General features: G+C 68.7%; 18 protein-coding genes and 1 pseudogene. 11 read left to right on the top strand and 8 right to left on the bottom strand.

Annotated features, from left to right (window positions below):
- Positions 1 to 10 precede the first annotated feature (10 nt).
- The 7 genes from Drose_RS14665 to Drose_RS14635 all read left to right on the top strand — a co-directional run bounded on the left by Drose_RS14665 (position 11) and on the right by Drose_RS14635 (position 5,797).
- Complete coding sequence (locus Drose_RS14665) at positions 11 to 163, top strand: hypothetical protein (RefSeq protein WP_260728747.1); 153 nt, start codon at positions 11 to 13, stop codon at positions 161 to 163.
- 15 nt (positions 164 to 178) lie between these two features.
- Positions 179 to 1,294 carry an ABC transporter substrate-binding protein gene (locus Drose_RS14660; RefSeq protein WP_260728746.1) on the top strand — a complete coding sequence of 372 codons (1,116 nt, stop codon included), beginning with the start codon at positions 179 to 181 and terminating at the stop codon, positions 1,292 to 1,294.
- Positions 1,291 to 2,199, top strand: coding sequence for a carbohydrate ABC transporter permease (locus Drose_RS14655; RefSeq protein ID WP_260728745.1), 909 nt, complete (start codon positions 1,291 to 1,293; stop codon positions 2,197 to 2,199). The genes Drose_RS14660 and Drose_RS14655 overlap by 4 nt, the downstream gene beginning before the upstream one ends.
- 2 nt (positions 2,200 to 2,201) lie before the next feature.
- On the top strand, positions 2,202 to 2,369 hold the full coding sequence (locus Drose_RS14650; RefSeq protein WP_260728744.1) for a hypothetical protein: 168 nt from the start codon (positions 2,202 to 2,204) through the stop codon (positions 2,367 to 2,369).
- Positions 2,366 to 3,058, top strand: coding sequence for a carbohydrate ABC transporter permease (locus Drose_RS14645; protein ID WP_260728743.1), 693 nt, complete (start codon positions 2,366 to 2,368; stop codon positions 3,056 to 3,058). The genes Drose_RS14650 and Drose_RS14645 overlap by 4 nt, the downstream gene beginning before the upstream one ends.
- A gap of 19 nt (positions 3,059 to 3,077) precedes the next feature.
- Entirely contained in the window at positions 3,078 to 4,691 is a 1,614-nt protein-coding gene (locus Drose_RS14640) for an amylo-alpha-1,6-glucosidase (protein WP_260728742.1), read from the top strand.
- Between the two features lie 236 nt (positions 4,692 to 4,927).
- A complete protein-coding gene (locus Drose_RS14635) occupies positions 4,928 to 5,797 on the top strand; it encodes a hypothetical protein (protein ID WP_260728741.1) in 870 nt (289 codons plus the stop codon).
- A 47-nt stretch (positions 5,798 to 5,844) separates the two neighbouring features.
- On the opposite strand, the gene Drose_RS14630 is transcribed toward Drose_RS14635, so the two are convergent.
- The 5 genes from Drose_RS14630 to Drose_RS14610 all read right to left on the bottom strand — a co-directional run bounded on the left by Drose_RS14630 (position 5,845) and on the right by Drose_RS14610 (position 12,041).
- Entirely contained in the window at positions 5,845 to 6,909 is a 1,065-nt protein-coding gene (locus tag Drose_RS14630; protein WP_260728740.1) for a C40 family peptidase, read from the bottom strand.
- Positions 6,910 to 6,915: 6 nt separating this feature from the next.
- Complete coding sequence (locus Drose_RS14625) at positions 6,916 to 7,401, bottom strand: poly-gamma-glutamate biosynthesis protein PgsC/CapC (protein ID WP_260728739.1); 486 nt, start codon at positions 7,399 to 7,401, stop codon at positions 6,916 to 6,918.
- Positions 7,398 to 8,678, bottom strand: a complete 1,281-nt coding sequence (gene pgsB / locus Drose_RS14620) for a poly-gamma-glutamate synthase PgsB (protein ID WP_260728738.1) — start codon at positions 8,676 to 8,678, stop codon at positions 7,398 to 7,400. Before pgsB ends, Drose_RS14625 begins: the two co-directional genes overlap by 4 nt.
- A 2-nt stretch (positions 8,679 to 8,680) precedes the next feature.
- Positions 8,681 to 10,885: a HAMP domain-containing protein gene (locus Drose_RS14615; protein ID WP_260728737.1), complete on the bottom strand. Its 2,205-nt coding sequence runs from the start codon at positions 10,883 to 10,885 to the stop codon at positions 8,681 to 8,683.
- 91 nt (positions 10,886 to 10,976) lie between these two features.
- Entirely contained in the window at positions 10,977 to 12,041 is a 1,065-nt protein-coding gene (locus tag Drose_RS14610) for a CapA family protein (protein WP_260729720.1), read from the bottom strand.
- Between the two features lie 1,842 nt (positions 12,042 to 13,883).
- Here Drose_RS14610 and Drose_RS14605 point away from each other — a divergent pair.
- Complete coding sequence (locus tag Drose_RS14605; protein WP_260722692.1) at positions 13,884 to 15,281, top strand: IS4 family transposase; 1,398 nt, start codon at positions 13,884 to 13,886, stop codon at positions 15,279 to 15,281.
- Between the two features lie 169 nt (positions 15,282 to 15,450).
- Here Drose_RS14605 and Drose_RS14600 read toward each other — a convergent pair whose 3' ends face one another.
- On the bottom strand, positions 15,451 to 15,936 hold the full coding sequence (locus tag Drose_RS14600; RefSeq protein ID WP_260728736.1) for a hypothetical protein: 486 nt from the start codon (positions 15,934 to 15,936) through the stop codon (positions 15,451 to 15,453).
- A gap of 107 nt (positions 15,937 to 16,043) precedes the next feature.
- On the opposite strand from Drose_RS14600, the pseudogene Drose_RS39055 reads away from it, so the two are divergent.
- Both Drose_RS39055 and Drose_RS14595 read left to right on the top strand, forming a co-directional pair.
- A pseudogene (locus Drose_RS39055) lies at positions 16,044 to 16,379 on the top strand (PIG-L deacetylase family protein); the annotation flags it as partial.
- 157 nt (positions 16,380 to 16,536) lie between these two features.
- Entirely contained in the window at positions 16,537 to 17,925 is a 1,389-nt protein-coding gene (locus Drose_RS14595) for an amino acid adenylation domain-containing protein (RefSeq protein WP_260728735.1), read from the top strand.
- Positions 17,926 to 18,059: 134 nt separating this feature from the next.
- On the opposite strand, the gene Drose_RS14590 is transcribed toward Drose_RS14595, so the two are convergent.
- Complete coding sequence (locus Drose_RS14590) at positions 18,060 to 19,016, bottom strand: cytochrome P450 (protein WP_260728734.1); 957 nt, start codon at positions 19,014 to 19,016, stop codon at positions 18,060 to 18,062.
- Between the two features lie 234 nt (positions 19,017 to 19,250).
- Positions 19,251 to 22,286 carry an AMP-binding protein gene (locus tag Drose_RS14585; RefSeq protein ID WP_260728733.1) on the bottom strand — a complete coding sequence of 1,012 codons (3,036 nt, stop codon included), beginning with the start codon at positions 22,284 to 22,286 and terminating at the stop codon, positions 19,251 to 19,253.
- Positions 22,287 to 22,509: 223 nt separating this feature from the next.
- Here Drose_RS14585 and Drose_RS14580 point away from each other — a divergent pair, with 223 nt between their 5' ends.
- A complete protein-coding gene (locus tag Drose_RS14580) occupies positions 22,510 to 25,401 on the top strand; it encodes a type I polyketide synthase (RefSeq protein ID WP_260728732.1) in 2,892 nt (963 codons plus the stop codon).
- Positions 25,402 to 25,434 lie beyond the last annotated feature (33 nt).

Here is a 25,434-nt window from a genome sequence, read left to right as displayed (position 1 = left end):
CAGTTCGACGATGAACAAGAAGCTCATCGCGATCCTGGCCTTAGTCATGGTTGCGACCGCCGCGTGCACAGGTAGCAAGGGCGACTCCGGCAGTTCCGGGGGAAAGGTCACCATCCGGTGGGCGACCTGGGGCACGCCCGAAGACCTGAGCCTCATGGATTAGTTCAGCAAGGACTTCATGACGCGCCACCCCAACATCACGCTGAAGCTGGAGGCCGTGCCGGAGTACGAGAACTACCACCCCAAGCTGCTGACCCAGCTCACGTCCAAGACCGCGCCCGACGTGTTCTACGTCGGCGACGACAACGTCGGCCGGTTCGTCGCGGCCGGCGTGCTCGCCCCGCTCGACGACCGGCTCAAGAGTGACAGCAGCAAGAGCAAGCCGGAGGACTTCTTCGAGGGCCTCTACGGGGGCGCGAAGAAGGACGGCGCGATCTACGGCGTCCCGAACGACTGCAACCCCGAGGTGCTGTGGTTCGACAAGAAGGCCCTCGCCGAGGCGGGCATCACCGAAGACCCGGCCAAGCTCAACGAGGCCGGTCAGTGGACGATGGCCAAATACCTCGACATGAACGCCAAGCTCAAGACCGCGGGCAAGGCCGGCTCGATCTTCTGGAACTGGTACGGCTCGACGTACAGCATGATCGGAGGCTTCGGCGGCAAGGTCTACGACGGCGGCAAGTTCGTGGCCACCACCGATCCCAAGTCGCGGGAAGCGCTGCGGACGCTGGCCAACGGCTACCAGAACGGCACATTCCTCGTCGCCGACAACCTGCCCGACGGCCAGGGCGCGTCAACGCAGTTCGTCAAGCACAAGGCCGGCTTCTACGCCGGCGGGCGCTGGGTCGTCGACAGTCTGCAAAAGGGCGGCAACGACAACCTGGCGAACTACGACATCGTGCCGTTCCCGTCGCAGACCGGTGCGCCGATCCGCGGCGCCGTCGCGGCGTCCTACCTCTCGCTCAACAAGAACTCCGCGCATCCGAACGAGGCGTTCCTCTTCCTGTCGGAGTTCGTCAGCGCGCAAGGCCAGGCGATCCGCCTCAAGTCCGGTGGCGCCGTTCCGTCGATCAAGGGCGCGGAGAGCATCGTGACCTCGGCGAACTACCCGCCGCATGCCAAGACCTTCCTCGACGTCCGCGACACGGGCTTCGCGAACTACCCCGAGGAGGTCGCGGTGCCGAAGCTGACGGCCGACATCAACGACCTGCTCATGAAGGTGTGGACCGGCAAGGTCGGCTTCGACGAGGGCATGACCCAGTTGCAGACCCTCGTCAGCGGAAGACTCGGATGACCATGCTCGTCGGGCGGCGGCCCGCCAATTGGCGCAGACGCGACAAGTGGTGGGCCGCGCTCTTCCTCGCACCACAGTTCGCCGGGCTGCTGGCATTCCTGCTGTTCCCACTCGGCTTCGCCGTCGTGCTCGCCTTCCTACAGTGGGACGGTCTCACCGAATCGTCGTGGGTCGGATTCGACAACTTCCGGGCCGAGGTCTCCGACCCGGAGTTCGGCCGGGCGGTCTGGAACACGGTCAAACTCGGCATGCTCACGGTCCCGCTGGGAGTTGGCTCGGCGCTGCTGGTCGCAGTCGCGCTGAACAGCGTACGCGGCAAGACGGTCTACCGGGTGATCTACTTCCTGCCGGTCGTGACCAGTTCGGTCGCCGTCGCGGTGATGTGGAAGTCGATCCTCGCCACCGGCGACTACGGCATCCTGAACAGCACCGTGCGGGACTGGTTCGGGATCGCCCTGCCCGACTGGCTCAACAGCGAGCGGTGGGTCATCGTATCCGTCGCCATCGTCACGGTCTGGTCCTCGATGGGGCTCAACGTGGTGATCTTCCTCGCCGGGCTCCAGACGATCCCGCCGCAGCTCATCGAGGCGGCGAGGATGGATGGCGCCGGTCCGGTACGGCTGTTCCGCTCGATCATCGTGCCGTTGATCTCCCCGACCCTGTTCTTCATCACGGTCGTCTCTGTGATCAGTTCCTTCCAAGCGTTCGAATCGGTCTACGTCCTGGCCAATCCGGCCCACAACGACGGGGCGCGAACCATCGTGTACCAGGTGTACGACCTGGGGTTCCAGCAGTTCCAATTCGGCCTGTCGAGTGCCGCCGCCCTGATCTTGCTGGTGCTGACCGTCGCGGTCACCCTCATCCAGTTCGGCGCACAGAAGCGCTTCGTCCACTACGAGGATTAGCCATGACCACACCGGCCTTAGCGCGGCCCCTCCGCAGGATCCGGCCCGGCCGGGTGCTCCTGCACGGTGCGCTCGTCCTGGGCGGCCTGACGATGCTCTTCCCGTTCGTCTGGATGCTCCTGACCTCCTTCAAGAGCGATCAGCAGATGCTCAACAACCACTCGACGTGATACCGCGCCCATGGCGGGCCGAGAACTACAGTGACGCACTGTCGACCGGCCCGTTCGCGGCGGCGTTCTGGAACAGCTTCTACATCGCCGTGCTCACCGTGGCCGGCACGCTGGTCACCTCGGCCATGGCCGCGTACGCCTTCGCCCGCATCACGTTTCGGGGGTCCGGCCTGCTGTTCGGCCTGTTCCTGGCCACCCAGATGGTGCCGGTCCAGGTGACCATCGTGCCGCTCTACCTGATGATGACCAGGCTCGGCTGGGTCGACACCCATCTGGCGCTGATCGTTCCCGCTATCGTGAACCCGTTCGCGGTCTTCCTGCTCCGGCAGTTCATCCTCGCCGTCCCCGCCGAGCTGGAAGACGCGGCCCGCATCGACGGCGCAGACCATTGGCGCATCTTCTGGCGGATCGTGCTACCGAACATCCGGCCCGGACTGAGCGCGCTCGGGATCATCGTGTTCCTCGGAAGCTGGAACAGCTTCTTCTTCCCGTTGATCTTCCTCAACACCAGGGAGCTGTTCACCGTGCCGATGCTGGTCGCGCAGTTCGTCGGCGAGCACGACATGACGTCATACGGCCTGGTCATGGCCGCGAACGTGGTCACCGTGGTGCCAATGTTGATCGCCTTCCTGATCGGCCAGCGCCGCATCATCAACAGCTTGGCGGCGTCCGGTCTGGGCGGTCGCTGAACGACAGGAGCGATAGCCGATGTTCGAGCTCGACCTGCGTGAGCGCCCCTTCACCGACCGGCTGTCACGGTTGCTGGTGATGCGGGCCGAGAACGGCTCACTGTGGATCGCACGCGCCGAGTACGAGACGCCGCTCTCCCAGACCACGCTGTTCACAGGGCTGCGGGTCTATCGCGGCGGCGAGGAACTTCCGATTCGCCGCGCGCGGCCCGGCGGTATCGAGTTCGACGGCGGCGTGCGCCTCGCCTTCGCCAACCCGGACACGCTGGTGCTGGCGGGGCAGGACGCCCGGGCGGTGTGGGACGGCGGTGGCGCGGCGATCGACGGGCATTTCGTCCTGACAGGGCATCTCAACGACGGTGACGTGCTGGGCGGCGATTGGCAGAAGTGGTTCGATCTGCTCCCGCCGACGCGCGCGGATCTGCGCGAACGGGCCGCGATGGCCTGGTGGACGCTCGGCATCAACCAGCTCACCATTCAGAACCGGGTGGGCGTAGTACCGTCCAAGTACGGCTATGTCGCCCTGTGGAACTGGGACTCCTACTTCCACGCCATCGCGCTGCGGCACGTGGACCCCGCCTTGGCCCGCGAGCAGATCCGCATCCTGCTCGACAGTCAACGGCCGGACGGGATGATCCCGGACGTCGTGCACGACCATGGCGCACTGTACGAGACCACCGATCTGCCCCAGAGCGACCATGCCAGGCTCGCGCAGCACGTCGGCACGGCCAACGGCGCACGGCCGGAGCATGTCGCTGTTCCGGTGACGAAGCCCCCGCTGACCGCGTGGGCCGTCTGGAAGATTCATACGGTAGCGCCCGACCTCGAGTTCCTCCGCGAGGTCTACCCGAAGCTTGTCGCGGCACAGCACTGGTGGTTTGCCGCGAGTGATCCGGACGGCGATGGGTTGGCCGAGTACCTGCACCCCTATTCGTCGGGGCTCGACGACAGCCCGATCTGGGACTACGGTCCGCGCGCCGAGCCGCCGGACCTCAACTCCTACCTTGTGCATCAGTTCGACGTGCTCGCCGACATCGCGGACGCGCTCGGCCTGGACGGTCACGAGCATCGGGAGGCCGCCGAGCGCCTCACCGCGCTCATGATCGCCCGGCGCTGGAACGGCAACCGCTTCGTCACGCTCGCCGGCGGTTCCGAGGTACCGGTGAAGACCCCGCTGCGGCTCATGCCGCTGTTCACCGGGCGACTACCTGCCGACATCGCCCGCGCACTGGTCGACGACCTCCTCTCGGCCAGCTTCTGGGGCGACCGGCCCGTGCCGACCGTCGCCTTCGACGACGCCGCGTTCGACCCGGAACGCATGTGGCGCGGCCCGGTCTGGCTCAACATCAACTACCTGTTGATCGACGGGCTGCGCCGTTCCGGCTTTGCCGCCGAGGCCGACGAGCTGCGGCAGCGAACGCTGGCCATGGTGCGTGACGGCGGCGGTATCTACGAGTACTGGAATCCGCTCACCGGTCAGCGCGCCGGCCGTGCGACCTCCGGCTTCGGCTGGTCCGCGGCCCTGTTTCTCGACCTGGCGCGCGGACACCCGGACGCGGGATGCAGCGGATCAGCGCGTCTCACGGTCCACGGCGACGCACCACGATCCCGCGGCTCCGCGGATGCGGGATGAAACCTTCCTGGCGGGAGTCGTGGCTCTCGGCCGGGTTGTCGGTTGTCGCGTCGAGTTTGGTCGGTAGCCGGCTGATGATGGTTCGGAGGCCGCCCTGGTCCATACCGCGCGGTCGGGCTCGACACCGTAGCCGTAAGCCGTGGGTCGGAGCGTCCTGCCGGGACGGCGTTGGTTAACCTCGGGCAGTGTTCTTCACCGCAGCCCGCTATCCAGGTGACAAGCCCAGGCTGATGATCATGCTCGTGATCGTTTTGATTGCGGTGCTGGCGGGGTGTACGGCGACGGCACGGCCCGCCCCGGCGACGGGGCCGTCCGACGATCCGGGCGCGCTGATCGAGGGCCGGACGGCGCTGCTGGCCCGCGACGGGCCGTACCGGGACCCCGACCAGGTCGAGCGGTCGCGCGGGCGAGACGCCGCGCAGTTGCTGCTCGCCCAGCCGGACAACGTGACCGACCTCGATGCGGCGTTCGGCCGGCTCGGATACACCGCGGCGCACGGCGTCGACTCGGCCACCGGGCGGCGGTACAGCATGTACAGCACGAGCCCGACGGCCGAACCGGCGTGGGGCGTCGTGCTCATCGACCGGTCGGCGCCGCTGCGGTTCGTGCTCGAGGTACCGCATCCGGGCTTCGACACGAACACCGACAAGATCGGCGTGGCGCTGTACCACCTCGTGCCCGGCAGCGTCCTGCTGGTGGCGGGCGCGCACCGGGCCGCCGCGGACGGCGCTGCGGACGTCGCGCACAACGACAAGTCGATGTTCAACGTGCTGGCGACGGAGTTCGCCAAGGGCGGTCTGAAGCAGATCCAGCTACATGGCTTCGCCGACAACAACCTGCCCGACGCGCAGGTCGTCGTGTCGACCGGGGCCGGTCGGGCCATTCCGCTCGCCCGCGACCTGGCGAACGGGCTGCAGGGCGCCGGTCTGGTCGTCTGCCGGGCCTGGGCGGCCAAGTGCGGCCGGCTGGAAGGCACGACCAATGTGCAGGGCAAGGCCGCCGACGAGATCGGTGCGCAGTTCGTGCACCTGGAGATGGGCTGGGCCGTCCGCGGCGACCCGCAGCGCCGCGACGTCGTGGTCCACGCGATTGCTGGTTGCCTGTAAACGGGTAGCGGCGGTGACCGCCGGCCGGCCTACGCCGCGGGCCGGCCTCAGATGCGCCGTGCCGTGCGTAGGCTCGCCGCGAAGTGGCCGGTGCCGTCGAGGGTGGCCTCGCTGCCGGAGTCGCCCATGGTCGGTCCGTTGGCGCCGACCCGGCTGGAGATGAAGCGGTAGTGGCCGCGGTCGTCGATGCCGAGGTAGATGCCGGAGTGCTCGATGTGGGTGGGGCGGTCGGCACCGTCCGCGTCGATCTCGGGTGAGCCATAGAAGAAGACGAGATCGCCGGGCTGCAGGCGGTCCAGATGCTCGGGTCGCTTGCCGGTGTTGGGAATCACGGCCACCCCCGGTCCGAACTCGGCGATGGCGTAGGCGCGCCTCGGTAGCCCCGGACCCGGCGTGTTGGTGCCGCGGAGCGGATAGCCCATCCGGTAGCCGTAGACCATGCGGATGAAGCCGGAACAGTCCAGGCTGTGCAGGTGATCCGGCGCCGGCTTCACTTTGCTGCCGTCGGGGAAGGTCCACGGCACGCCGAGGTAGTCGTAGAAGTCGGAGTTTTCCGCCCGGCCGTCGCGGTCGGAACTGGACAGCGGCCCGAACTCGGCATCGCCGGCGTACTGCAGGCCGTTGTCGGCCTTCTTCGGCGGCGCGCCGTAGGTGTACTCCATCGCGACGGCCAGTACGTCGGGCTTCGGGTCGGCAAGCGCGGAGGCGAACCACCCGGCGAACCACGGCTGTTGTTCGGCCCCGGCCTGCCAGACCTGAGGGGCCAGGCGGACATAGACGTTGTTCACTATCTTCGCGGCGGTGAAGTGCGGCTCGGTGAACGTCCTCGTCGGGCCGGTCAGATGCACGGTCCGGGTACCGTCGGTCATAACCGCGACGCGGGCGCCGTCGGGTCCGAGAACCTCCGTGCGGGGTGGGTCGGACAGTCGGCGGAACGTGTAGCCGGACGAGGAGACGGTGCCGGTGTCCGCGATGCCCAGGCTGATCTCGACCGGTACGGGCTGCGTGAGCCGGACCGCGCTGTAGATGACGGCGGTGACACCGACGATGAACACGAAGGCGGCGCTGACGAACGTCATCGCGCCTCGGCGGGTGTACGGGTAGTAGTTCATGGCAGCTCAGGTAACCGGGACGAGCCCGGCGACGATGCCGCTGAACGCCACCCCGAACGTCATGCCGGTGACGATCGTCGTGGCCATGATGGTCGCCGGTGGTGGCTGGCGGACAAGCTGGTAGGTGATGAGCCCCGGGGCGACGAAACCCAGCGTCTGGTGGGCGAACAGCAGCGGCAGGTCTCGCTGGACGATGACGAAGACGGTCATCTGCAGCAAGACGCTGAGCAGGACGATCGCGGCGAAGAGGCGCTTGCCGTACAGGATGACGAGGCGCTGCAGGAGCCTGGTGAGGAAGTACGTGACCACGGTCATCACGACGACGATGGCGGCCTGCAGCGGATCTTCGATGAGGGCCAGCGCTATCCAGCCGGGCGTGATCATGCCGCCGGGCGAGAGGTTGGTGGTGAGGTAGCACAGCAGCGCGAACACCAGCCCGATACCCAGGGTCGCGGTGGCGAGCTGAGCGCTGAGCTCCCCTCCGAAGATCATCGATGAATCCCTCTCTGCGTCGGGATGCGGGTCATGATCCGCTGACCACCGGTGTTGGGGGTGCGCGGCATCGGTGGCATCTGCCGCTGGCGCTCGTCGGGTGCCCAGCTAGGCAGCGCGGCTAGTTCGTGGATCAGTACCTCCCCTTGGCCGTGGATGTTACCCACCGCAACGATCGACGAGTCGTGCGCGGTGGCCGCCATGACGCCGTCGAGCAGACGTTCCGGCTCGAGTTTCCCGCCGAGGTCCACGACGCGGTCCTGCAGTTCGGACGGGATGTTTGCCCGGGCGCTGCGGGTCGGTTCACCGATCAGCACGATCCGGTCCGGCCGCACCTCGCCGCACAAGGTGCCCATCTGCCCGTTACGCTCGACCCGGTCGGGCCGACAGTTGATCACCATGGTGAGCGGCCGGGCGATGAGGTGCTGCCGCTCCAACTGCTGGATGTTCATCAGCGTCGACTCGGGGTCGTTGGCGGCGAACACGTTGGCGAATCGGATCCGCTTGTCGCCGGCGGTCACCCGGACCACCGACAGCACGCCCGGGTCCGGCGGCGCGTCCCACATGCCGGCGAGGGCGCTGCGCCGGTCTACGCCCAGCAGGCCGGCGACGGCGACGGCGATGGCGACGTTCTCCTTGAACGTGATCCAGCCGAAGCCCGCCATCTCCTCGTCGGTCACAGACTCGGGGTCGACCGCGACGAGGCGGCAGTTGCGCTTGTCCGCCTCTTGCTGCAGGATCGCCAGCCGGTCGCGTTCGGCGGTGACGCACACGCCGCCGGCAGGCATCGACATGCTGAGGGACCGGGCGACGTCGTCGAGGGTCGGGCCCATCTCGGCGAGGTGGTCCTCGCGCACGTTGCACAGCACACCGATGGTCGAGCGGATGAGCTTCGTCTGGTTGATCTCCTGGAGGGCGGGCATCACCGCCATGCACTCGATGACGAGCGCGTCGGGATGGTACGTCGCGGCCCGCCGCACGATGCCGATCTGCTCCACCACGTTGGCGATGCCGAACTTACGGTGCACCGGTTCCTCGCTGGCGTCGGGGAAGATGAACCGGGCGGCCGTCCCGGTGGTCTTGCCCACGACGAGCAGCCCGCCGCCGCGTAGGGCGCCGGCACACAACCGGGTGATGGAGCTCTTGCCCCGGATGCCGTTGACCAGCACCCGGTTCGGGATCCTGCGGAGATTGCGCTCATGGTTGCGCTGCTCGATCATGCCGGCCAGGAGGAGCACCAGGCAGCACAGGCTGAAGACTGTGTAGAGGTAGAGCACGGTCACACCTTCGCGGCGCGGTTGGCGCCGCGCTGGCCGGGAATGCGCGGATGTACTGCGGTGAAGTCCTCCTCGGAGCCCCGCAGCCGGATGGCGCCACCGAACCGGGCGGATCCGGTGTGGCGGACCTGGCGGCAGATCTCCAGACACATCGCGATCGCTCCGACGTCGTCGTGGCGTTGCGGGGGGACCGGCTCGTCGAAGGACCCCGCGCGCATGCGGTTCGCGGATGCGGCGAGGCGTTGCAGCGGCCAAACGAAGATGAAGAACTGCCAGACGAAGGTGAGTGCGACGACGCCGGCCACGGTACCGGCCATCAGCAGCGTCCAGCGATTCATGATTACCTGCGGCATCTGCAGCGAAGCCGGATTGCGCTCGACCACGACGACCCATTCCAGGTGCGCCACGGATGGCGGGTTGGTCAGGGCGGTAGCGGCCATCAGGGCCGGCGGGCCACCGGTCCGCTGATCTCTGACGGTGCCGCCGGCTATGGCCGCGATGGCGGCCTTGCGAGCCGCCTCGCCGGCGAGCGGCTGCATCGCCCGGTAGCCGGACGAGTCGAGCACGGTGCGCAGATCCGAGTCGACGACCCGCGCCCGCCCGTCGACCCGGCGCATCACGCCGAGCAGATAGTCGATGTCGAACTCCCCGACGACCGCGTAGCCGTTGTCCTCGGCGATGCGGAACGCGTAGATGACCGGCAGTCGATCGATCGAGCTGTCGATACGAATCCCGGCCTCGCCCGGCAGCGGCTCCGCGGTGCGCAGCGACGCACGGCCGGCCGACTTGACCACAGCGCCCTTGGGGTCCACCAGGTACATACCCCGGAAGCGGTGCTCGTTGGCCATGCCCTGTTTGAGGACCGGCTCGAACTTGGCGGGGCCGGTCTTGGTGTTGGCCAGGCTAATGCGGGAGACGGTCTGCAGGCCGCTGTCCAGCGCGTTGCCGAGCACGCTGTTCACCACCTCGACCCGGCTCTCCTCGTCGTAGAAGAGCTGCTCGGGCAGCGACGGCCGCGGCTCGTGCAGCGTCGTGGCGACGGCGACCGCGGGCCAGGCGAGCGCCACCAGGGCGGCGGCGGTGAGGCCCTGCATCGTGGTCGGCCGCCACCGCTTGCCGCGCAGCCCGGCTCCGGACACGACTGCCAGTGCCTGGGCGATCCGGAACGCCTCCCTGGTGCGCAGCGACTGGCGATTGAGCGTCACGGCCCCGCAAGCGTCGTTCTTGGCCTGCCGCAGCAGCGTCTGGATCGGCGCGACCAGGAACGCCCGCATCAGCAGGAATGCGAGGAACGCGACGACGAGCAGGGACGAGCCGAGCAGCAGGCCCTCTTCGAGCGAGGTGCCGTCGCTGACCGACGCGATGATGACGGACGCCACGACGAAGCCGGTGTCGCCGATCGGCGCCGACGAGACCACCATCTGCCGGTCCCGCCACTCCTTGACGGCAACCGCCCGGCTCTGGCCGCGCTGCGACCGGGTCAGCCCGTCGAAGACCTTCGGCAGGTACGCCGCATCGACGGCGTTCACGCCCTGGATCAGCGTCGGATGGCCGTCCGGGGCGATTACGAAGATACCGTGCCGAGCCGCGGGGTTGAGCCGCAGGTTGCGCATCAGCAGCGGTTCGAGCGCCATCAGCGTGCGCTGACCGTCGAGCGCCGCAATCCGGACGAGGGCCGGTCCGTCACTGGTGGAGACCGGGACGGTGTCGTCGGCGGGCAGCGGCGTCGGCAACTGGTCGATCGGCACCGCCACCCCGGAGGCCACCAGCGCCTGCCGGGAGGCGGTCTGAACCACGGCGGCCCCGATCCAGGCCTTCCCCTCGCCGACGACCCGCGACAGCACCTCGGCATCCGCGGGCACCGGCGGCTTGCGCAGTTCGGCGATATGCCGGTCGAGGTCGGCAGCGGCCCGGGTGTAGGCGAGGCTCACGTTGCGGGCGACGTTGGACACCAGTTCGCGTTGCGAGTCGCGCACGGCGCTGGGAACGCCGCGCTGGTCGTAGACGGCGAAACCGAGCACCGCAGCGGCGGCGACGACCATCGTCACCAACAGGTACACCAGCGATGGCGCGGCGGAGCCGGCGGGGAATGCCGCCGCGGGCATCTGCTGCTCCAGGGCCCGCAGGCGCCAGGCGATCAGTTGGCCCGGCGGCGCGTCAGCTTCCGGCGACGCGTCGCCGGAAGCCGTGAACCGCGTCTGTGACACTGGTGCCACGCCTCCTTCCCCGACGCCGTGGTCTTCCGCCCCTCCAGACCGCCGGTGACTATAACAACACGCATCCGGCAGGCAAAGGTGATCACCTTCGATGAACGTTCGGCACTGCGCTAGCGGTCGGTGCGCCCGCCGCTACGCCGCGTACGATCAAACCGGCCTGGTCGGCGCCGCGGGTCAGCAGGTAGCCCTCAATCCGGTCCACCGCAGCCTCGTAGATGCGCCGCCGAGCAGGCGGAAGTGCCGAATCGGCCAACGCCCGTTCAAGGTCCACCACCCGAATGTCCGGATTGAGATCGACGAACGTCGGAATGGCCTCGACTGCCGCGATCCTCCACCGCTTCGCCTCGGCCGCGGGCGTAAATGTGACCCGGACCATCACGCCCTCCCGGTTCTCGTTGATCGGCTGCTCATGCCGGGCGATTTGGTTACTCATCCCGTAGACGATCCATTTACCGGAGATGACCTCCACCGGCTGCACGACGTGGGCGTGGTGGCCGAACACAAAGTCGACGTTGCGCAGCCCGGCAACCGCACGGGCCCACGTCTGCTGGTCGACGTCGGGCTCGTGGACGTACTCGGTGCCCCAGTGCAGGCTGACCACGACGATCTCGGCACCGGCAGACCGGGCCACCGCGGCGTCCGCCTCGATCTTCTTCGGGTCGATGAGGTTCGCGACCCACTCCTGCCCGGCCGGCCGCTGCAGCCCGTTGAAGTCCTTCGAATAGCTCAGGTGCGCCACCCGGACGCCCTTGACCTCATAGATTCTCGGCCTTTTCGCCTCGTCCGCGCTGCGATAGGTGCCGCTGTGGCCTAGCTGTGCCTGGTCGAAGGTGTCCAGCGTGCGCTTGATGCCGTCGTACCCCTGGTCGATGCTGTGGTTCGAGTCGGTCGAGCAGCCGTCGTAGCCGGTCGACTTGATCGCCTTCACCACTTCCTGCGGCACGCTGAACCGAGGGAATCCGGTGTACGGGCCGCCCGGCGGGGCCAGCGGCGTCTCCAGGTGACACAGTGCCAGGTCACTCGAACCGACGGCGTCGCGGACTCCGGCAAGCATCGGGGTGAAGTCCATCGTGCCGCCGCCGTCGTGGCGCGCCTGGTTCCACAGGTCCGGATGCAGCAGGATGTCGCCGGCCCCGATTATCGACACCGACCGGCCGCCGACGGAGACCGGCGTGCCAAGCGGCCGAGGCGTGCCGACCTCAGGGGTGGCGGCCACCGACCACGGGCCGATCCGGTAAGCGGCGAAGGCGGCGGCCGCAACGACGATGACGGCGCCGAGGTACCCCCGCAGCGGACGGCGGGATCGCGTGTTCTGCACCACGACAGGCTAAAGGATGCGCTCGGACAGGAGGATGCTCCGTACCAACGCGAGCACTGGGGCCGCCGGTACTGCGTCGACGGCCAAGACCGCGCCCGTCCGCCGAAGCGCTTTGGCCTCTGCGCGGCTGCCCGGGCGGCTGAGGCGGGTGTCGTCCGCCAGTACCGATCGGCGGGCGGCCGATCTGGCTGATCCTGCGAGTTCGGCGGTTCAACTGCCGGGTGACCGATTACGCGACGCGCACGTTCGTTGAGCAGATACCCGGCGTGACCGACAGACGACGCCGGCGCAGCCAGCCGTTCCAGGATCTGCCGCACGGCATCGGTGCGGCCCTCGCTGGCCGAGCCGGAGCCCGGCCGGCGGCAAAGCTGGCCATGCACGTGCCCGCAGCACCCTGCTCCGGCTGCTGCGCTGCGCCCAGAGCCTCACGCTCATCGCCGGCCACGCGTGCTTGGCATCGACGATTTCGCTACCAGTACGGTGAAAAGACTGCCCCGCACCGTGAAAAACTGTCCCAGACCAATCAACTCACCACGATGTGGCAGTCGCACGGCCGTACCTCCCCAGTCCGGTGGCCGGTGATACTCTCCGACAAGCGTTGACGGTTGTCAATCAACCACAGTCGGTAGTCTACTCAGCCGCGAAGGATGCATTGATCAATCAGGTAAGGGTGGTGCCAGCCGCCGGCCGTCGGACCAGGCCCATTGAACTTGGAGCCATTTCGAGTATGGGTGACAATTGACGTCCGCCGCTGAATGTGATTACTTTCCCCATCGACGCTCCTGCAGCGAGGAGGAGGTCTGCAATGTTGCCTCAACCGGGCTCGCCCCGCGCAACTGGGGCGACGTTGAGCCGAGCCGCACGTTCGTGGGCCCGCAGTGCTGGACGCGGCCCAGCTCACCCTGGCAACGCGGCCGAGGTGGCCACTCGGCCAAGTCCGCGCGGCGCCATCCGTTGCATGTGCCAGCATGACGGCCCCAACCTGCTGGTCGCTCCCGCGCCGACTTCGACCTTGGCGGCTTCGCCGCAAGTCGAGCGTGGCCAACATCACCGGAATCGGATACGGGGGCCGACGCTTGACTTCATCGCCTGGCAAAGGCTGGCTTTCAGCCATTGCACCTTTTGCCGCATCCGTGTTACTCATCTGGTTCGCCAGCCGGTCTAGCGGCTCTGAGGCCATCGTCCTACTCGCTGCCGCGGCAATGCCCGCCACTTTGGGCATCAGTGTGCTGTTGCACAAGTAGTCGCGCGAGCAATGGCGCACGGCCCCGCGGTTGTTTCGTTCTTCGCTGGTAGTGGCTGGTTCTGGCCCTGAACCGATGGCGTCGGCGCCATTGTGACCATCGATCGATGTGCTCGCCTGGTCGGATGGTGGTGATCAGGTGTGCCAGGAGACGTCGGGCCTCGCCGAGGGAGAGGGATGAGTCCTCTTGGTCGGGTGCGGTGCTCCCTTTTCCGCGTTCGTGGCGGTGACCGTGAGGAACGCGTGGGCAACCATAACGAGGGTTCGGTCACCCTGCCTGCGAGTATTCGTTGATCAATCAAGACCGGGAAGTTAAGTCGTGAGGGTTGCTGTCAAGGGTGTGTGGTTGCGGTGTGGTGGGGTGATAAGGCAACGGGACTCCGGTAGAACAGGCAGTCGATCAAGATCAGCCTGTGGGGGGAGTCCCGTTGTCGGAGGAGTCTGTCATTGCCGGGGTCGGGTCGGTGCCGGTGGGGGTGTTCGCGGCGGGGCATCTGGGTGAGTTGACCCGGGCTGTGCCGGTGGAGTTGGTGGATGCGGTGTTGGCCGAGACGGGGCGGGTGCAGCGGCGGGTGCGGCGGTTGCCGTCGCGGGTGGTGGTGTATTGGCTGTTGGGGTTGGGGTTGTTCGGCTCGTTGTCGTATCGGCGGGTGTGGGGAGCGTTGGTCGGTGGGTTGGGTGTGGTGGCCGGGTTGGGGGTGTGTCCGTCGTCGTCGGGGTTGGCGCAGGCGCGGCGGCGGGTGGGGGTGCCGCCGCTGCGGCGGTTGTTCCAGACTCTGGCCGGGCCGGTGGCGGGTCGCGACACGGTCGGGGCGTGGTGGCGGGGGCTGCGTACGGTGGCGATCGACGGGTCCACGGTGAATGTGCCGGATTCGCCGGCGAATCGGGCGGTGTACGGCAAGCGGATGGCCCGTGCCGGTGAGCCGGGGTATCCGCTGGTGCGGGTGGTGGCGTTGGTGGAGACCGGGACTCGGGCGGTGTTCGGTGCGGTGTTCGGTACCGGCGTGGGTGGTGAGAGTGGTGAGACCAGTTATGCCGTGGGGTTGCTGGGTCTGCTGCGGCCGGGAATGCTGCTGCTGGCCGACCGTGGCTATGACACCAACATGTTCATGACGAAGGTCACCGCCGCTGGGGCGGGGTTGTTGCTGCGGGTCAAGTCCAGTCGCAAGCTGCCGGTGCTGGACCGTCTTGGTGACGGTTCCTACGCCAGTGTGGTGGCTGGGGTGCGGGTTCGGGTGGTCGAGGCGGTCGTCACGCTGTCCTGTGCGGATGGTTCGACCCGTACCGGTGTCTGGCGGCTGGTCACTACCCTCACCGACGAGCGCCGCTATCCGGCCGGGGCGCTGATCGAGCTCTACCACGAGCGGTGGGAGGTCGAGTCGACCTTCCTGGCGATCAAGCACACCCTGCTGGCTGGGCGGGTGCTGCGTTCGACCACTCCGGACGGCGTCGATCAGGAACTCTACGCACTGCTGACCGTCTATCAGGCGCTGCGGCAGACGATGACCTGGGCCACGGACACCACCGGGGCCGACCCGGACCGGGCCAGCTTCACCATCGCCGTGCAGACCGCCCGCGATCTGACCATCCGCGCTGTCGGGGTGATCACTATCGCGGTCGACCTGGTCGGTGCGATCGGTCGTGCTGTGCTGGCTGACCTGCTACCGGCCCGACGCGCCCGGATCAGCCCACGTGTGGTGAAACGGCCGATCTCCCGTTACGCCTACAAGAACCTGAAAACCCCGAAGATCATCCACCGGATCACCGACATCGCCATCGCTATCGGCACATCAACCAGCCCATTGACAACAGCCCCAGCGGCTTAACTTCCCGGTCTTGGTTGATCAATCAAGGCCGCGAAGTTCAGCCGTTCGGTCGTCTGTCCACCCCGGTATTGCGCTACTGGATGGTGCCGCACAGTCGTGCGGCTGGCGTCTGTCGCTCATGATCGCTGCTGGACCCGGGCGGCGCGTTCCGTGCCGGGCGACTCCATGATCATGGGACAGATGTGGCTGCCCCGATAGCCAGATCTTTCCCATGATCTGGAGTCGCCCGGCCTGGCGGCGGGATTGCGCCGGAGCGCGTGCCGGTCGGCGCCCTCGGCGGCGACGCCTCCGAGGGCAGCGCCCGAATTGTCAGCCTGGTCCGGGTTGACAAGAGGCCGTTGGGCTGAACTTCGCGGCCTTGGTTGATCAATCTGTCGAGGATCGGGCCGTCGGACTCGAGAAGAATCAAGTCCTCCGCCGGAGACACCTCAGGCCGGCGACCCCGCGCCGGTAGCGTCGCGTGGAGTTCGTCGACGCGCGGCACGACGTCGCGCCATTTTTCACCCTGCACCGTCCACGCTGAATGAAGATCGGAGATATCGCACGATCCATTTTGGACGATGGAGAAAGTCGGTGGCACGCCAGAAATCCACAGTAGTAGCCCTTGATCCTCGACCACGAGGTGCATCAAATATCGGCGGAACACATTGACCATCTTTAGCATGGTCTTGACATCATTGGTATCATTGCCCCGTGCCCGAAGATCCCTCCCACGGGGGTGGAGGACTTCCCCGCCCACCGCCTCGATCGTTTTCGTGCGCCATGGTAATCGCGGCGGATCCCGACGACGCCGAATATAGCTTCGGCGCTACCGCAGGCCGGTTGGCATCCGAGGGAACCCACGTGGTTTACGTCATCTACACGAACGGCTCGCAGGGTGGTGCGGATCCGGACGAGCCGGCCGCATCGTTGATCGCCACCCGCTACGCGGAGCTGCGCCCCGCTGCGGCGCGTCCGGGCGTCGCCAACGTCGAGTTTCTCGGATTCCACGACGGCTGTTTGACCGCCGATCCGTCCCTCCGTGAGACGCCGGCCAGGCAGATCCGCCGCTATCGACCGGAGTTAGCGCTCGCGCACCGGCCGCTGCGTTCGTTGACTTTCCCCATCGGCGCCTCGCATCCGGATCACCTCGCCGCCGGCGAGGCCGCGCTCAGCGCGGTCCACCCGGACGCGCGCAGCCCCCGTGCGGAGGCTACTTCTGAACCGGTCCGGGGCATCAGCGCAGGAGGCGACGATGACGACGGTATGGCAGGCGGTGCTGTCCAAGGCCGAACAGGCACCGGCCGAGGTCGCGATCCGCGGCGTACGGGATCTCCGCTATCAGGAGGTGGTGGAGCGCGCCGACCGGCTGGCGGCCCAGATCGGAAAGGTCACCGATCCGGGCGCTATCGTGGCATTGTCCGCCGACGGCCCCGTAGCGGGTGCCATAGCGACACTCGCATGCGGGAAGAGCGGATGCGCGATCCTTCCGTTGAGCACCGATAGCCCACCCGCGTATCGCGAGTCGATTGTGCAGGATGCCCGTCCTGCCGTGGACGTGCGGGAGTCCCCGGACGGGGAGTTCTCGGTCCGGCCGACCGGTCACCGGGTGGCGCGCGACCTGCGCGACGTGGCCTACGTGATGTACACGTCCGGATCGACCGGGCGACCCAAGGGCGTTCTCGTGCCACATGTGGCGCTCCTCGACCGGCTGGCCGGGCTTGCGGGTGTTCCCGGGCTGCGTGCCGGTGAATCGATCATGGCGATGACAGCGCTGTCCTTCGACATCTCGATGGCCGAGCTGCTCCTGCCGTTGACCGTCGGTGGACGCCTCATCGCGGCGCCGGCACGGACCCGATTGAATCCCGGCTCGTTTGGCCGCCTCGTCGACGAGTACCGGCCCGACGTCATCCAGGCGACTCCCAGTTTCTGGCGTTTGGTGCTCGCGCTGGACTGGTCTGGTTCGCCGGTGAGCCGGCTCTGGTGCGGAGGAGAGTCGCTGACCTCCAGCCTCGCACGGAACCTGCTCTCGGCGGGCAAGGAGGTGTGGAATCTCTACGGTCCCACGGAGGCGACGATCTGGGCGACTGCCGAGCGCGTTCTCTCCCCGGAGAACATCTCGCTGGGGAAGCCATTGGCTGGCACCGGTCTGTGCCTGGCCGGCATGGCGTCGGAGGGCGAGATTCTGCTCTACGGCACCGGCCTGGCACTCGGGTACCTCGATCGCGACGAGATCACTCGAGACCGGTTTCGTGAAGCCGAGACGCCGGACGGGCCGCGGCTGTGCTACTACACCGGAGACCGCGCCCGGTACCGCCCGGACGGCAGCCTGGAGTTTCTCGGTCGCACCGACAGCCAGATCAAGTTGCACGGCCATCGCGTCGAGCTCGGTGAGGTCGAGGCCGCGCTGGAACGGTGCCCCGGCGTGTCCGAGGCCGCCGTCGTCCTGCGGGACGCCGACGACCCCGACCGGGTACACCTGGCGGCGTTCGTTGTCGCAGAGCCAGGAATCGTCACTCGCGATGTCCGACGGTCGTTGGCGGACCTGCTACCCGCAAGCATGCGTCCGACCCGCATATCCATCGAGGCGGCGCTCCCCCGTACCGTTGCGGGAAAGGTGGATCGGGTGCGACTGGCCGGCCGCGGCGTGAATTTCCCGGCCTGAGTCTCACATTGCGCGGCTGAGACGCATGAGCGCCTCGGCAAGCCGCTCGGGCGATTGGGCTGAGTGACCCAGGCGCGGGTCGGGTGCGGGGTGATCCCGGCAACATGGACCTGGCGGGTGGCCAGCTCGATGCGTCACCGGAGCCGCAACCGTACGGGTAGGCGGGCGGGGCCGTTGACGGCGATCGAGGACAGCGGCACGATCGGGCCGGTCTGTTCCACGGAATGTGCCGTTGTCAGCAGTTCCTCCAGCAGGATGCGGGTCTGATGACGTGCCATCACCTGCCCGATGCAGACGTGCTCGCCGAAGCCCAGCGCTACGTGCCGATTCGGCTTGCGGTGGATGTCGAATGTCTCGGGGCGGTCGAACTCGCGCTCGTCGCGGTTGGCTGACCGTACCCAGAGCACGACGCGGTCGCCGACTCCGATCGTATGGCCGCTCAGTTCCGTCTCCCTTGTGGCGGTGCGCATGCTGTGGGTTGCGCTGCTGCCCCAGCGCAGAATCTCCTCCACCGCGCTCGCGACGGACTCCGGATGGTCGCGCAGGTTCTGCCACTGCTCGGGATGAGCCAGTAGGGCAGCCATTCCGGCCGCCATCGACAAACCGGCGTTCTCCGAGGCGCCCAGCAGGTTCTCGCAGTTGAGAAGCACCTCCGTCTCGGTGAGCAGTTCGGCGTCGACCTCGCCGTCGAGCAGCAGGCTCACGGCGTCGGCGGCCGGCTCCCGGTCGCGCTGTTCCATGAGGTCGATGACATAGCGGGTCAGACGGCCGTGGCTCGTCATCGGCCGGGCCGCCGCGAACGCCTCCTCGATCCACTCCACGACGTTTTCCAGGTCGGCTTCCGGTACGCCGAGCAGCCGGCTGATCAGCAGGCTGGAGAGCCGTCCCGCCACGTCGTGCGCGAAGTCGATCTCGTTCTCATCCGCCGCCTGGATCAGGACGGCTCGCACATCCGCACGGATCTGGGCGGCCAGTTCGCGCGCGCTGCGCTCGCCGAAGTGAGGTGCGAGGATGGCCCGTAGCCCGCGGTGGCGTGGCGGATCGGTTAGCGCGAGGGTCAATCCAGTGCCCGGATCTTCACCGCGCTCCAACGGTCGAAGCAGCACACCCCCGGTCGAGCTGAACCGCTCGGGGTCGGCGTAGACGGTACGGACGTCCTCCATCCGGGTCACCGACCAGAAGGCCGGATAGCCGCCCGGCGGGTGGTAGGCGACCGGCTGGACCGCCCGCATCTCGCGCCAGATCTCGTCCGTGGTGCTGTCCGCGTGCGCCCGGGGATCGAGCAGCGCATCGACGGACCTGGGCGAAAGCTTTTCCACGGCCGGTCAGCTCTCGATGGTCCGGATGCGGTGGGCGAAGACGCTCAGCAGGGCTTGAGCGACATCGACCGGCACCACCCCGGCCTGGTAGCTCACCTCGGCGAGCAGGCTCGCGTCCTCGGCCGGCCAGAGTTCGCAGTGCAACTCCATCGGCACGTCCGGATACGGAAGCCGCAGCCGCGACACGCTGAGGCCGTTCAGCCTCAGGTTCGCCGTCCGGTTGTCCTGCAGGGCGAACATCATCTGGAAGATCGGCGGGCGACCGCGCGGCGCCGGTCCCAGCACCTCGACGAGCCGGGCGACGGGCACGTCCTGGCAGGCCAATGCCTCCTCGACCCGCCGGCTCGCACCGTCCACCGCGTCCGCGAAGGTGACTGCGGGGCCGGGGTACACCGACGGGCCGCGCAATCGGATGGGCACTACGGCCAGGTGGCACCCCAGTGCCAACTCGTCCCCGGCCAGTCCCCGGTTGGCCACCGGAACTCCGACGACCGTGTCGGTGGTTCCCAGCACCTCGGCAACGGCGGCGCCCCAGGCGGTCAGCAGCACGGTGAACGCCGTTGTGGCGCGGGCACGCGCGAGCCGGGCCACGGCCGCGTAATCCGAGGGCGACAGGCGTTCGCCGATCACGCCGACACCCGCCGCCGCCATCGGCCGGCCGGTCCGCGGCCAGACGGTCGTGGGAACGTCACGCAGCATCTCGGCCAGCGCGCTCAGTTGTCCCTCGACGTCGCCGCGGTCCAGTTGCCGGCGCCGCTGACGGCCGAGCTGGGCGAGACTCGGAGGCGCCGGGGCCTCGACCTCGCCGTTGTAGGCCCGGCTGAGATCGTCCGCGAGGACGGCCTCGGACCAGCCATCGAACGCGACGTGGTGAACGCTGCAGCCGAATATGCTCACTTCACCCGGCGTCACCGGTGCCACGGCCGCCCGCCATACGAAGCCCTCCTCGGGGGCGAACGGCAGGGTCAGTTCGGCCTTGAGGGCGTTCAGCGCGGATTCCACGGAACAGGTGGGCCGCAGGACGTGGAGCGCCGGTGCGTCGATGTCGGTGGTCACCGAGTGCGGCCGGGGCTCCAGCTTGTACGCGGCGCGAAGAGCCTCGTGTCGCTCGTGGACGGCCACCACGGCCCGATCCAGCGCCTCCAGGTCGGCCTGACCGGTCAGCGTCCAGGCGAGCAGGCAATGATTCGTGAGTCCGTCCGGCTGCACCACGTCACGCAGGAGGAACGTGGTCTGCACCGGGCTGAGGTCGCATTCGCCTTCCGCCTCGGGTTCGGGTGCCTTCTCGTCGATCACACCTCGTAGCCATGCGGCGAGCCGGTCGACGTCGGAGTTGCGGTAGAACTGCGAGAGCGGGACCACCGTACCCGCCGCCTGACCGATTCGCGCGCACAGCCGGGCGGCGTCCAGTGACGAACCGCCTTGGGCGAAGAACGACACGTCACGTGGCACCGCGGTGCGGCCCAGAACCTCCGCGAAGCCGCCGGCGACCATTTCCGCGAGGTCTCCGACCGGCGGTCGGTCCGCGCTCTCCGCGGACGGCCACAGCACAGGCGTGCGGGCCGGTAGTCGCTCGAGCAGGCGTGCCTCGCTGATCTTTCCGCGATCGTTGAGCGGGAAGTCGTCGACCACGACGACGCGGGCGGGGCACTGATACGCGGGCAGATGGCTGCCGATCAGACCGAGCAGACCGGACAGCGGGTCGCCCTTCTCGCGAGGCACGCAGAAGGCCACTAATTCGTAGGTGTCCCCGACCACCGTACGGCGGGCGACGATGTGACAGCCCGCGACGAGCGGCGAGAGGTTGAGGATCGCCTGCTCGATGTCCGCCGGCTCGACCCGGTTTCCGCGTACTTTGATCTGCCGGTCGGCGCGGCCGCGAAACTCGAGCAGTCCGTCGGGTGAGCGCCACATCCCGAGATCGCCGGTGCGGTAGACCCGGGTGGGGCGGCCGTCGAGGATGTATGTGCCGAAACGCTCGGCGGTGAGTTCCGGGTCGCCGAGATAGCCGATGGCCAGCCCGTCGCCGCTGATGCAGATCTCGCCCTCTTCGTCGTCGCCGCACTCCCGATCGCCGTTCAGCACGCAGATACGCGTCGCGGGCACGCACACACCCAGCGGGATTCCACCCGGCCGCAGATGGTCCATGGGGGTGACGCGGTGGGTGCTCGCGAAGACCGTGCTCTCCACGGGTCCGTACCCGTTGGTGAGTTCGACGGTGGGATGCGTTTCCAGGAACCGCCGTACGTGGCAGACCGAGAGCCGTTCACCGCCCACCATGACCTGTTCCAGCCCGGCGAACGCCTGGAGGTCCTCGTCGACGATCATGTTGAAGACGCTGCTGGTCAGCCAGACCGTGTTCACCCCGTCCGTGGTGATCACCTGGCGGAGCAGGTCCGGCGTGAGGAACGGCTCCTCGACTACCACGCTGGTGCCGCCACGAAGCAGGCCGCCCCACAGTTCCAGGGCGAAGGCGTCCCACGGTGTCGCCGCGGCCAGCGTGATCACCGTCCGCTGGTCGAACCGCGCGAACGTGTCGTCGACGAACAACCGGGAGATCGCCCGATGCGGCACCACGACGCCTTTGGGCCGTCCGGTCGTCCCGGAGGTGAAGAAGACGCAGCAAGCCTCGTCCGCGCTCACCTCGGCCGGGCGGAAGTCCGGCACACCCGCGCCGCCGGGGAGGTCGTGGCTGTCCCGCGCCGGTTCCGCGGGGGGCGTCCAGACGGGTACGCCCACGTCGATCGGGGCGTCGCCGTCGATCACCACGACCGCCCGCAGGTCGTCAACGACCGCCCGCAGGTGCGGTCCTGGCCACTGCCGGTCGAGCAGCGCGAAGGCGGCACCGGTCTTGAGTACCGCGAGCAGGGCGATCACGAGGTCCACGCTGCGCGGCAGGAGGACCGGGACCAGCGTGCCGCGGCCCACGCCGCGCCGGGACAACCGCGCGGCCCATCGGGTGGACATCGCGTCCAGGTCGGCGTATGTGACTTCCCGGCCGCCGCTGCGCAGAGCAACGCTCCGCGGCGACAGGGCCGCCACTTGTGCCACTCTCTCGTGCAGCCCCTGGTACCTATCCGATGCGGCTCCTGCGGTCCCCTCGCGGGTCACGGCGTCCGGTACCACTGACACGGTTCCCTCCGCTGGGGATGCCACCAACCTCTTCGGACAGACTCGGCCTCGAACCGAACCCGTAAGAGCCACCAGCTCCGATAGTATGGCAGCCATGGGCCGCGATCAATCTTATGACGTTGCCGTACTAGGTATGGCAGCGTTTCTGCCCGGACCGGACAACTTGGCTCACTGGTGGGACGGCGTCGTCGCCGGGCGGACCTACCTCACCTCGACCGGTCCCGACGAGCTGATCCGGCGCGGCGTTCCGGCGAGCCTCGTGGCGGACCCGGACTATGTACCCGTCCACGGCGAGTTGTCCAGGTTGGACAACTTCGACAACGCCTTCTTCCGGATCAGCCCCCGCGAGGCGAGCCGGATGGATCCGCAGCATCGGCTCGCGCTCGAGATCGCATGGCAGGCGCTGGAGGACGCCGGCATCCGACCGAACGGCACTACCCACCGCACCGGGGTGTTCGCCTCGTCCACCGGCAGCAGCTACCTGCGCTGGATTCTGGCCCGGGGGCTGCCCGACGCCGGCGTCCTGGACGACCTCGTCCACGGCACCGAGCCGGACTTCCTCGCCAGCCGGATCTCGTACAAGCTCGGCCTGACCGGGCCGGCCCTAGCGGTCCAGACGGCGTGCTCGTCGTCCCTGGTCGCCCTCCACCTCGCGGTCCAGGCGCTGATGAACGGCGACTGCGAACAGGCCCTCGTGGTGGCGACCGGCGCGACCTATCCGCAATCGGGCTACGTCCACCTGCCGGGCGGGGTCCAGTCGCGTACCGGCCGGTGCCTGCCCTTCGACAGCGCCGCGGACGGCGTGGTCGGGGGCTCCGGCGCGGTCGGCGTCGTGCTTCGTCTCCTGAGCGAGGTCGAGCCGGACGGCGTGGTCCCGCACGGCGTGATCCTGGGAAGCGCGACCAACAACGACGGGTCCGGGAAGGCCGGCTACTACGCGCCCTCGGCCGAGGGGCAGGAACGCGCGATCCGCGAGGCGCTGCGGACGGCGGACGTCGACGCCGCGAGCATCGGTTACCTGGAGACGCACGGCACCGGGACCGCGGTCGGCGACCCCCTGGAGTGGAGCGCGGCCAGCTCGGCACTCCTGGCGGAGGGCGCCGTCCCAGGCCAGATCGCGGTGGGTGCGGTAAAGGCGAACATCGGGCACCTGGACGCGTGCGCCGGCCTGGCCTCGCTCGTGAAGACCCTGATGGTGCTCAAGACCGGCACGGTGCCGCCCGTCGCCGGGTTCCGCGAACTGAATCCGCTCATCGCCGGGACGCGTACCCCCCTGTTCGTCCCGGAGAAGGCGATCACCTGGCCCGGTGCGGAACCTCGCCGGGCCGGCATCAGCGCGTTCGGTATCGGCGGCACCAACGCCCATGTCATCGTGGAGGCCGCGGCCCCGGCGCCGAAATCGTCACCCGGCGACGCGCTTCCCCACGTCCTGCTGCTGTCCGCGTCGGACGACGACGCGTTGACCCGCTCCGCCGACGCTGTCGCGGCGTGGCTGGACGCGGAACGCCCGGCGCTCGCCGACGCGGCGCACACGCTGGTGCGCGCTCGCGCCGAGCTGACGCACCGACGGGCCGTCGTGGCGTCCTCAGCCGGGGAGGCGGCCGCCCTCCTCCGCCGTCCCGCCCACGCCGCCGCACCCGCTGCGCCGACAGCCGGACCGCCGCCACTGATCTTCTCCTTCCCCGGCCAGGGCACCCAGGCCGCCGGCATGGCAAGGACGTACCACCGGATCCTGCCGGGCTTCACCGCCGAGCTGGAGGCGTGCCTGGACGCGGTGCCCGCCGCCTTGCGCGGACGGCTGGCCGACGCGCTCGGCGACACCGGCTTCCCGGCGGACGAGCTGGACCGGACGGAGCTAGCCCAGCCCGCCATCGTCTGCCTGCAGATCGCCGCCGCGACGGCGCTGACCAAATGGGGCGCGCGGCCGTCGGCGGTCGTCGGGCACAGCCTGGGAGAGCTGGCCGCGGCAGTGGCCGCCGGTGTGCTCCCACCGGACGCGGCCGTCCGGTTCGCGGTCGACCGCGGCCGGGTCATGCAGGCGTGTCCCCCGGGCCGGATGCTGGCGCTCGCCTGCTCCGAGAGCCAGGTCCGCTCGTTGTTGCCGGGCACCGGCCTGGAGATCGCGGCGGTGAACGGGCCGGACGCCTGCGTCGTCGCCGGGACCGAGGAGGACGTCCAGCGCCTCGCCGACCGGCTGGGCGCGGAGGTGTCCCCCCGCGTCCTGCGTACGACCACGGCCTTCCACTCCGGGCTCATCGATGCCGCCCTGCCCGCGCTGCGCTCGGCCGCCGCGGGTCTCAAGACCTCGCCGGCCACGTGCCTGCTGGCCGACGCGGGTCGCCCGGGGGTGTTCGAGGTCGGCGATGTACCCGATCCAGGCGTCTGGGTTCACGCGGCGCGGTCCACGGTCCGCTTCGGCGACGCCCTGGCCGCGGTCACGGCCCGGATGCCGGGCGCGATCACGCTCGACATCGGACCCGGGCGTCCACTGGCTCCGCTCCTCGAGGCCGCCGGGGCGAGGACGGTTGCCCTGGGGTCGTCGAAGACGGACGCGGCCGACCGGAACATGCTGGCCGGACTGGCCCAGTTGTGGGCCGCGGGACACCCGCTCACGCTGGACAGGCTCACGCCTCCGGCCCGTACGGTCCGCCTGCCGGTCTACCCGTTCGCCGGTCCACGGCACTCCCCGGAGGACGCCGTCGCCGCCGACCTGAGGCCGCCGCCCATCCGGGTCGTCACCGATCCGGCGGAGCCGGGCGTCCCGGAACGCTCCGAGCCGGCCACCGGGGACGTCACCGAGCTCGTCCGGCGGATGTGGGGCGATCTCCTGGGGCACGAGCACGTGACCGAGGCGGCGGACTTCTTCGAGGCCGGGGGCGACTCGCTGCTGATCACCCGTCTCGTCCGCGCGCTGAACCAGTCCCTCGGCGTCGGCATACCGGTCCGGGCACTTCTGCGGGCCAGGACGCTGGGTGGACACGTCGAGGTAGTCCAGGCCGCTCTCACTACTCGAAGCGTCTCATAGACTGACGAATTCCCACGAAACCGATGAGTGGAG

The sequence above is a fragment of the Dactylosporangium roseum genome, assembly GCF_025264685.1.
In the GTDB taxonomy this organism is placed as follows: Bacteria; Actinomycetota; Actinomycetes; order Mycobacteriales; family Micromonosporaceae; genus Dactylosporangium; species Dactylosporangium roseum.
The sequence above is the reverse complement of the archived record's forward strand: the minus strand, read 5'-3'. Positions and strand labels throughout refer to the sequence as shown.

Bases quoted from the DNA above. Each gene is read 5' to 3' on its own strand.
- Drose_RS14665 (WP_260728747.1), top strand. From the start codon at position 11: ATGAACAAGAAGCTCATCGCGATCCTGGCCTTAGTCATGGTTGCGACC.
- Drose_RS14640 (WP_260728742.1), top strand. From the start codon at position 3,078: ATGTTCGAGCTCGACCTGCGTGAGCGCCCCTTCACCGACCGGCTGTCA.
- Drose_RS14650 (WP_260728744.1), top strand. From the start codon at position 2,202: ATGACCACACCGGCCTTAGCGCGGCCCCTCCGCAGGATCCGGCCCGGC.
- Drose_RS14630 (WP_260728740.1), bottom strand. From the start codon at position 6,909: ATGAACTACTACCCGTACACCCGCCGAGGCGCGATGACGTTCGTCAGC.
- Drose_RS14635 (WP_260728741.1), top strand. From the start codon at position 4,928: ATGCTCGTGATCGTTTTGATTGCGGTGCTGGCGGGGTGTACGGCGACG.
- Drose_RS14625 (WP_260728739.1), bottom strand. From the start codon at position 7,401: ATGATCTTCGGAGGGGAGCTCAGCGCTCAGCTCGCCACCGCGACCCTG.
- Drose_RS14660 (WP_260728746.1), top strand. From the start codon at position 179: ATGACGCGCCACCCCAACATCACGCTGAAGCTGGAGGCCGTGCCGGAG.
- Drose_RS14655 (WP_260728745.1), top strand. From the start codon at position 1,291: ATGACCATGCTCGTCGGGCGGCGGCCCGCCAATTGGCGCAGACGCGAC.
- Drose_RS14580 (WP_260728732.1), top strand. From the start codon at position 22,510: ATGGCAGCGTTTCTGCCCGGACCGGACAACTTGGCTCACTGGTGGGAC.
- Drose_RS14600 (WP_260728736.1), bottom strand. From the start codon at position 15,936: ATGGTCAATGTGTTCCGCCGATATTTGATGCACCTCGTGGTCGAGGAT.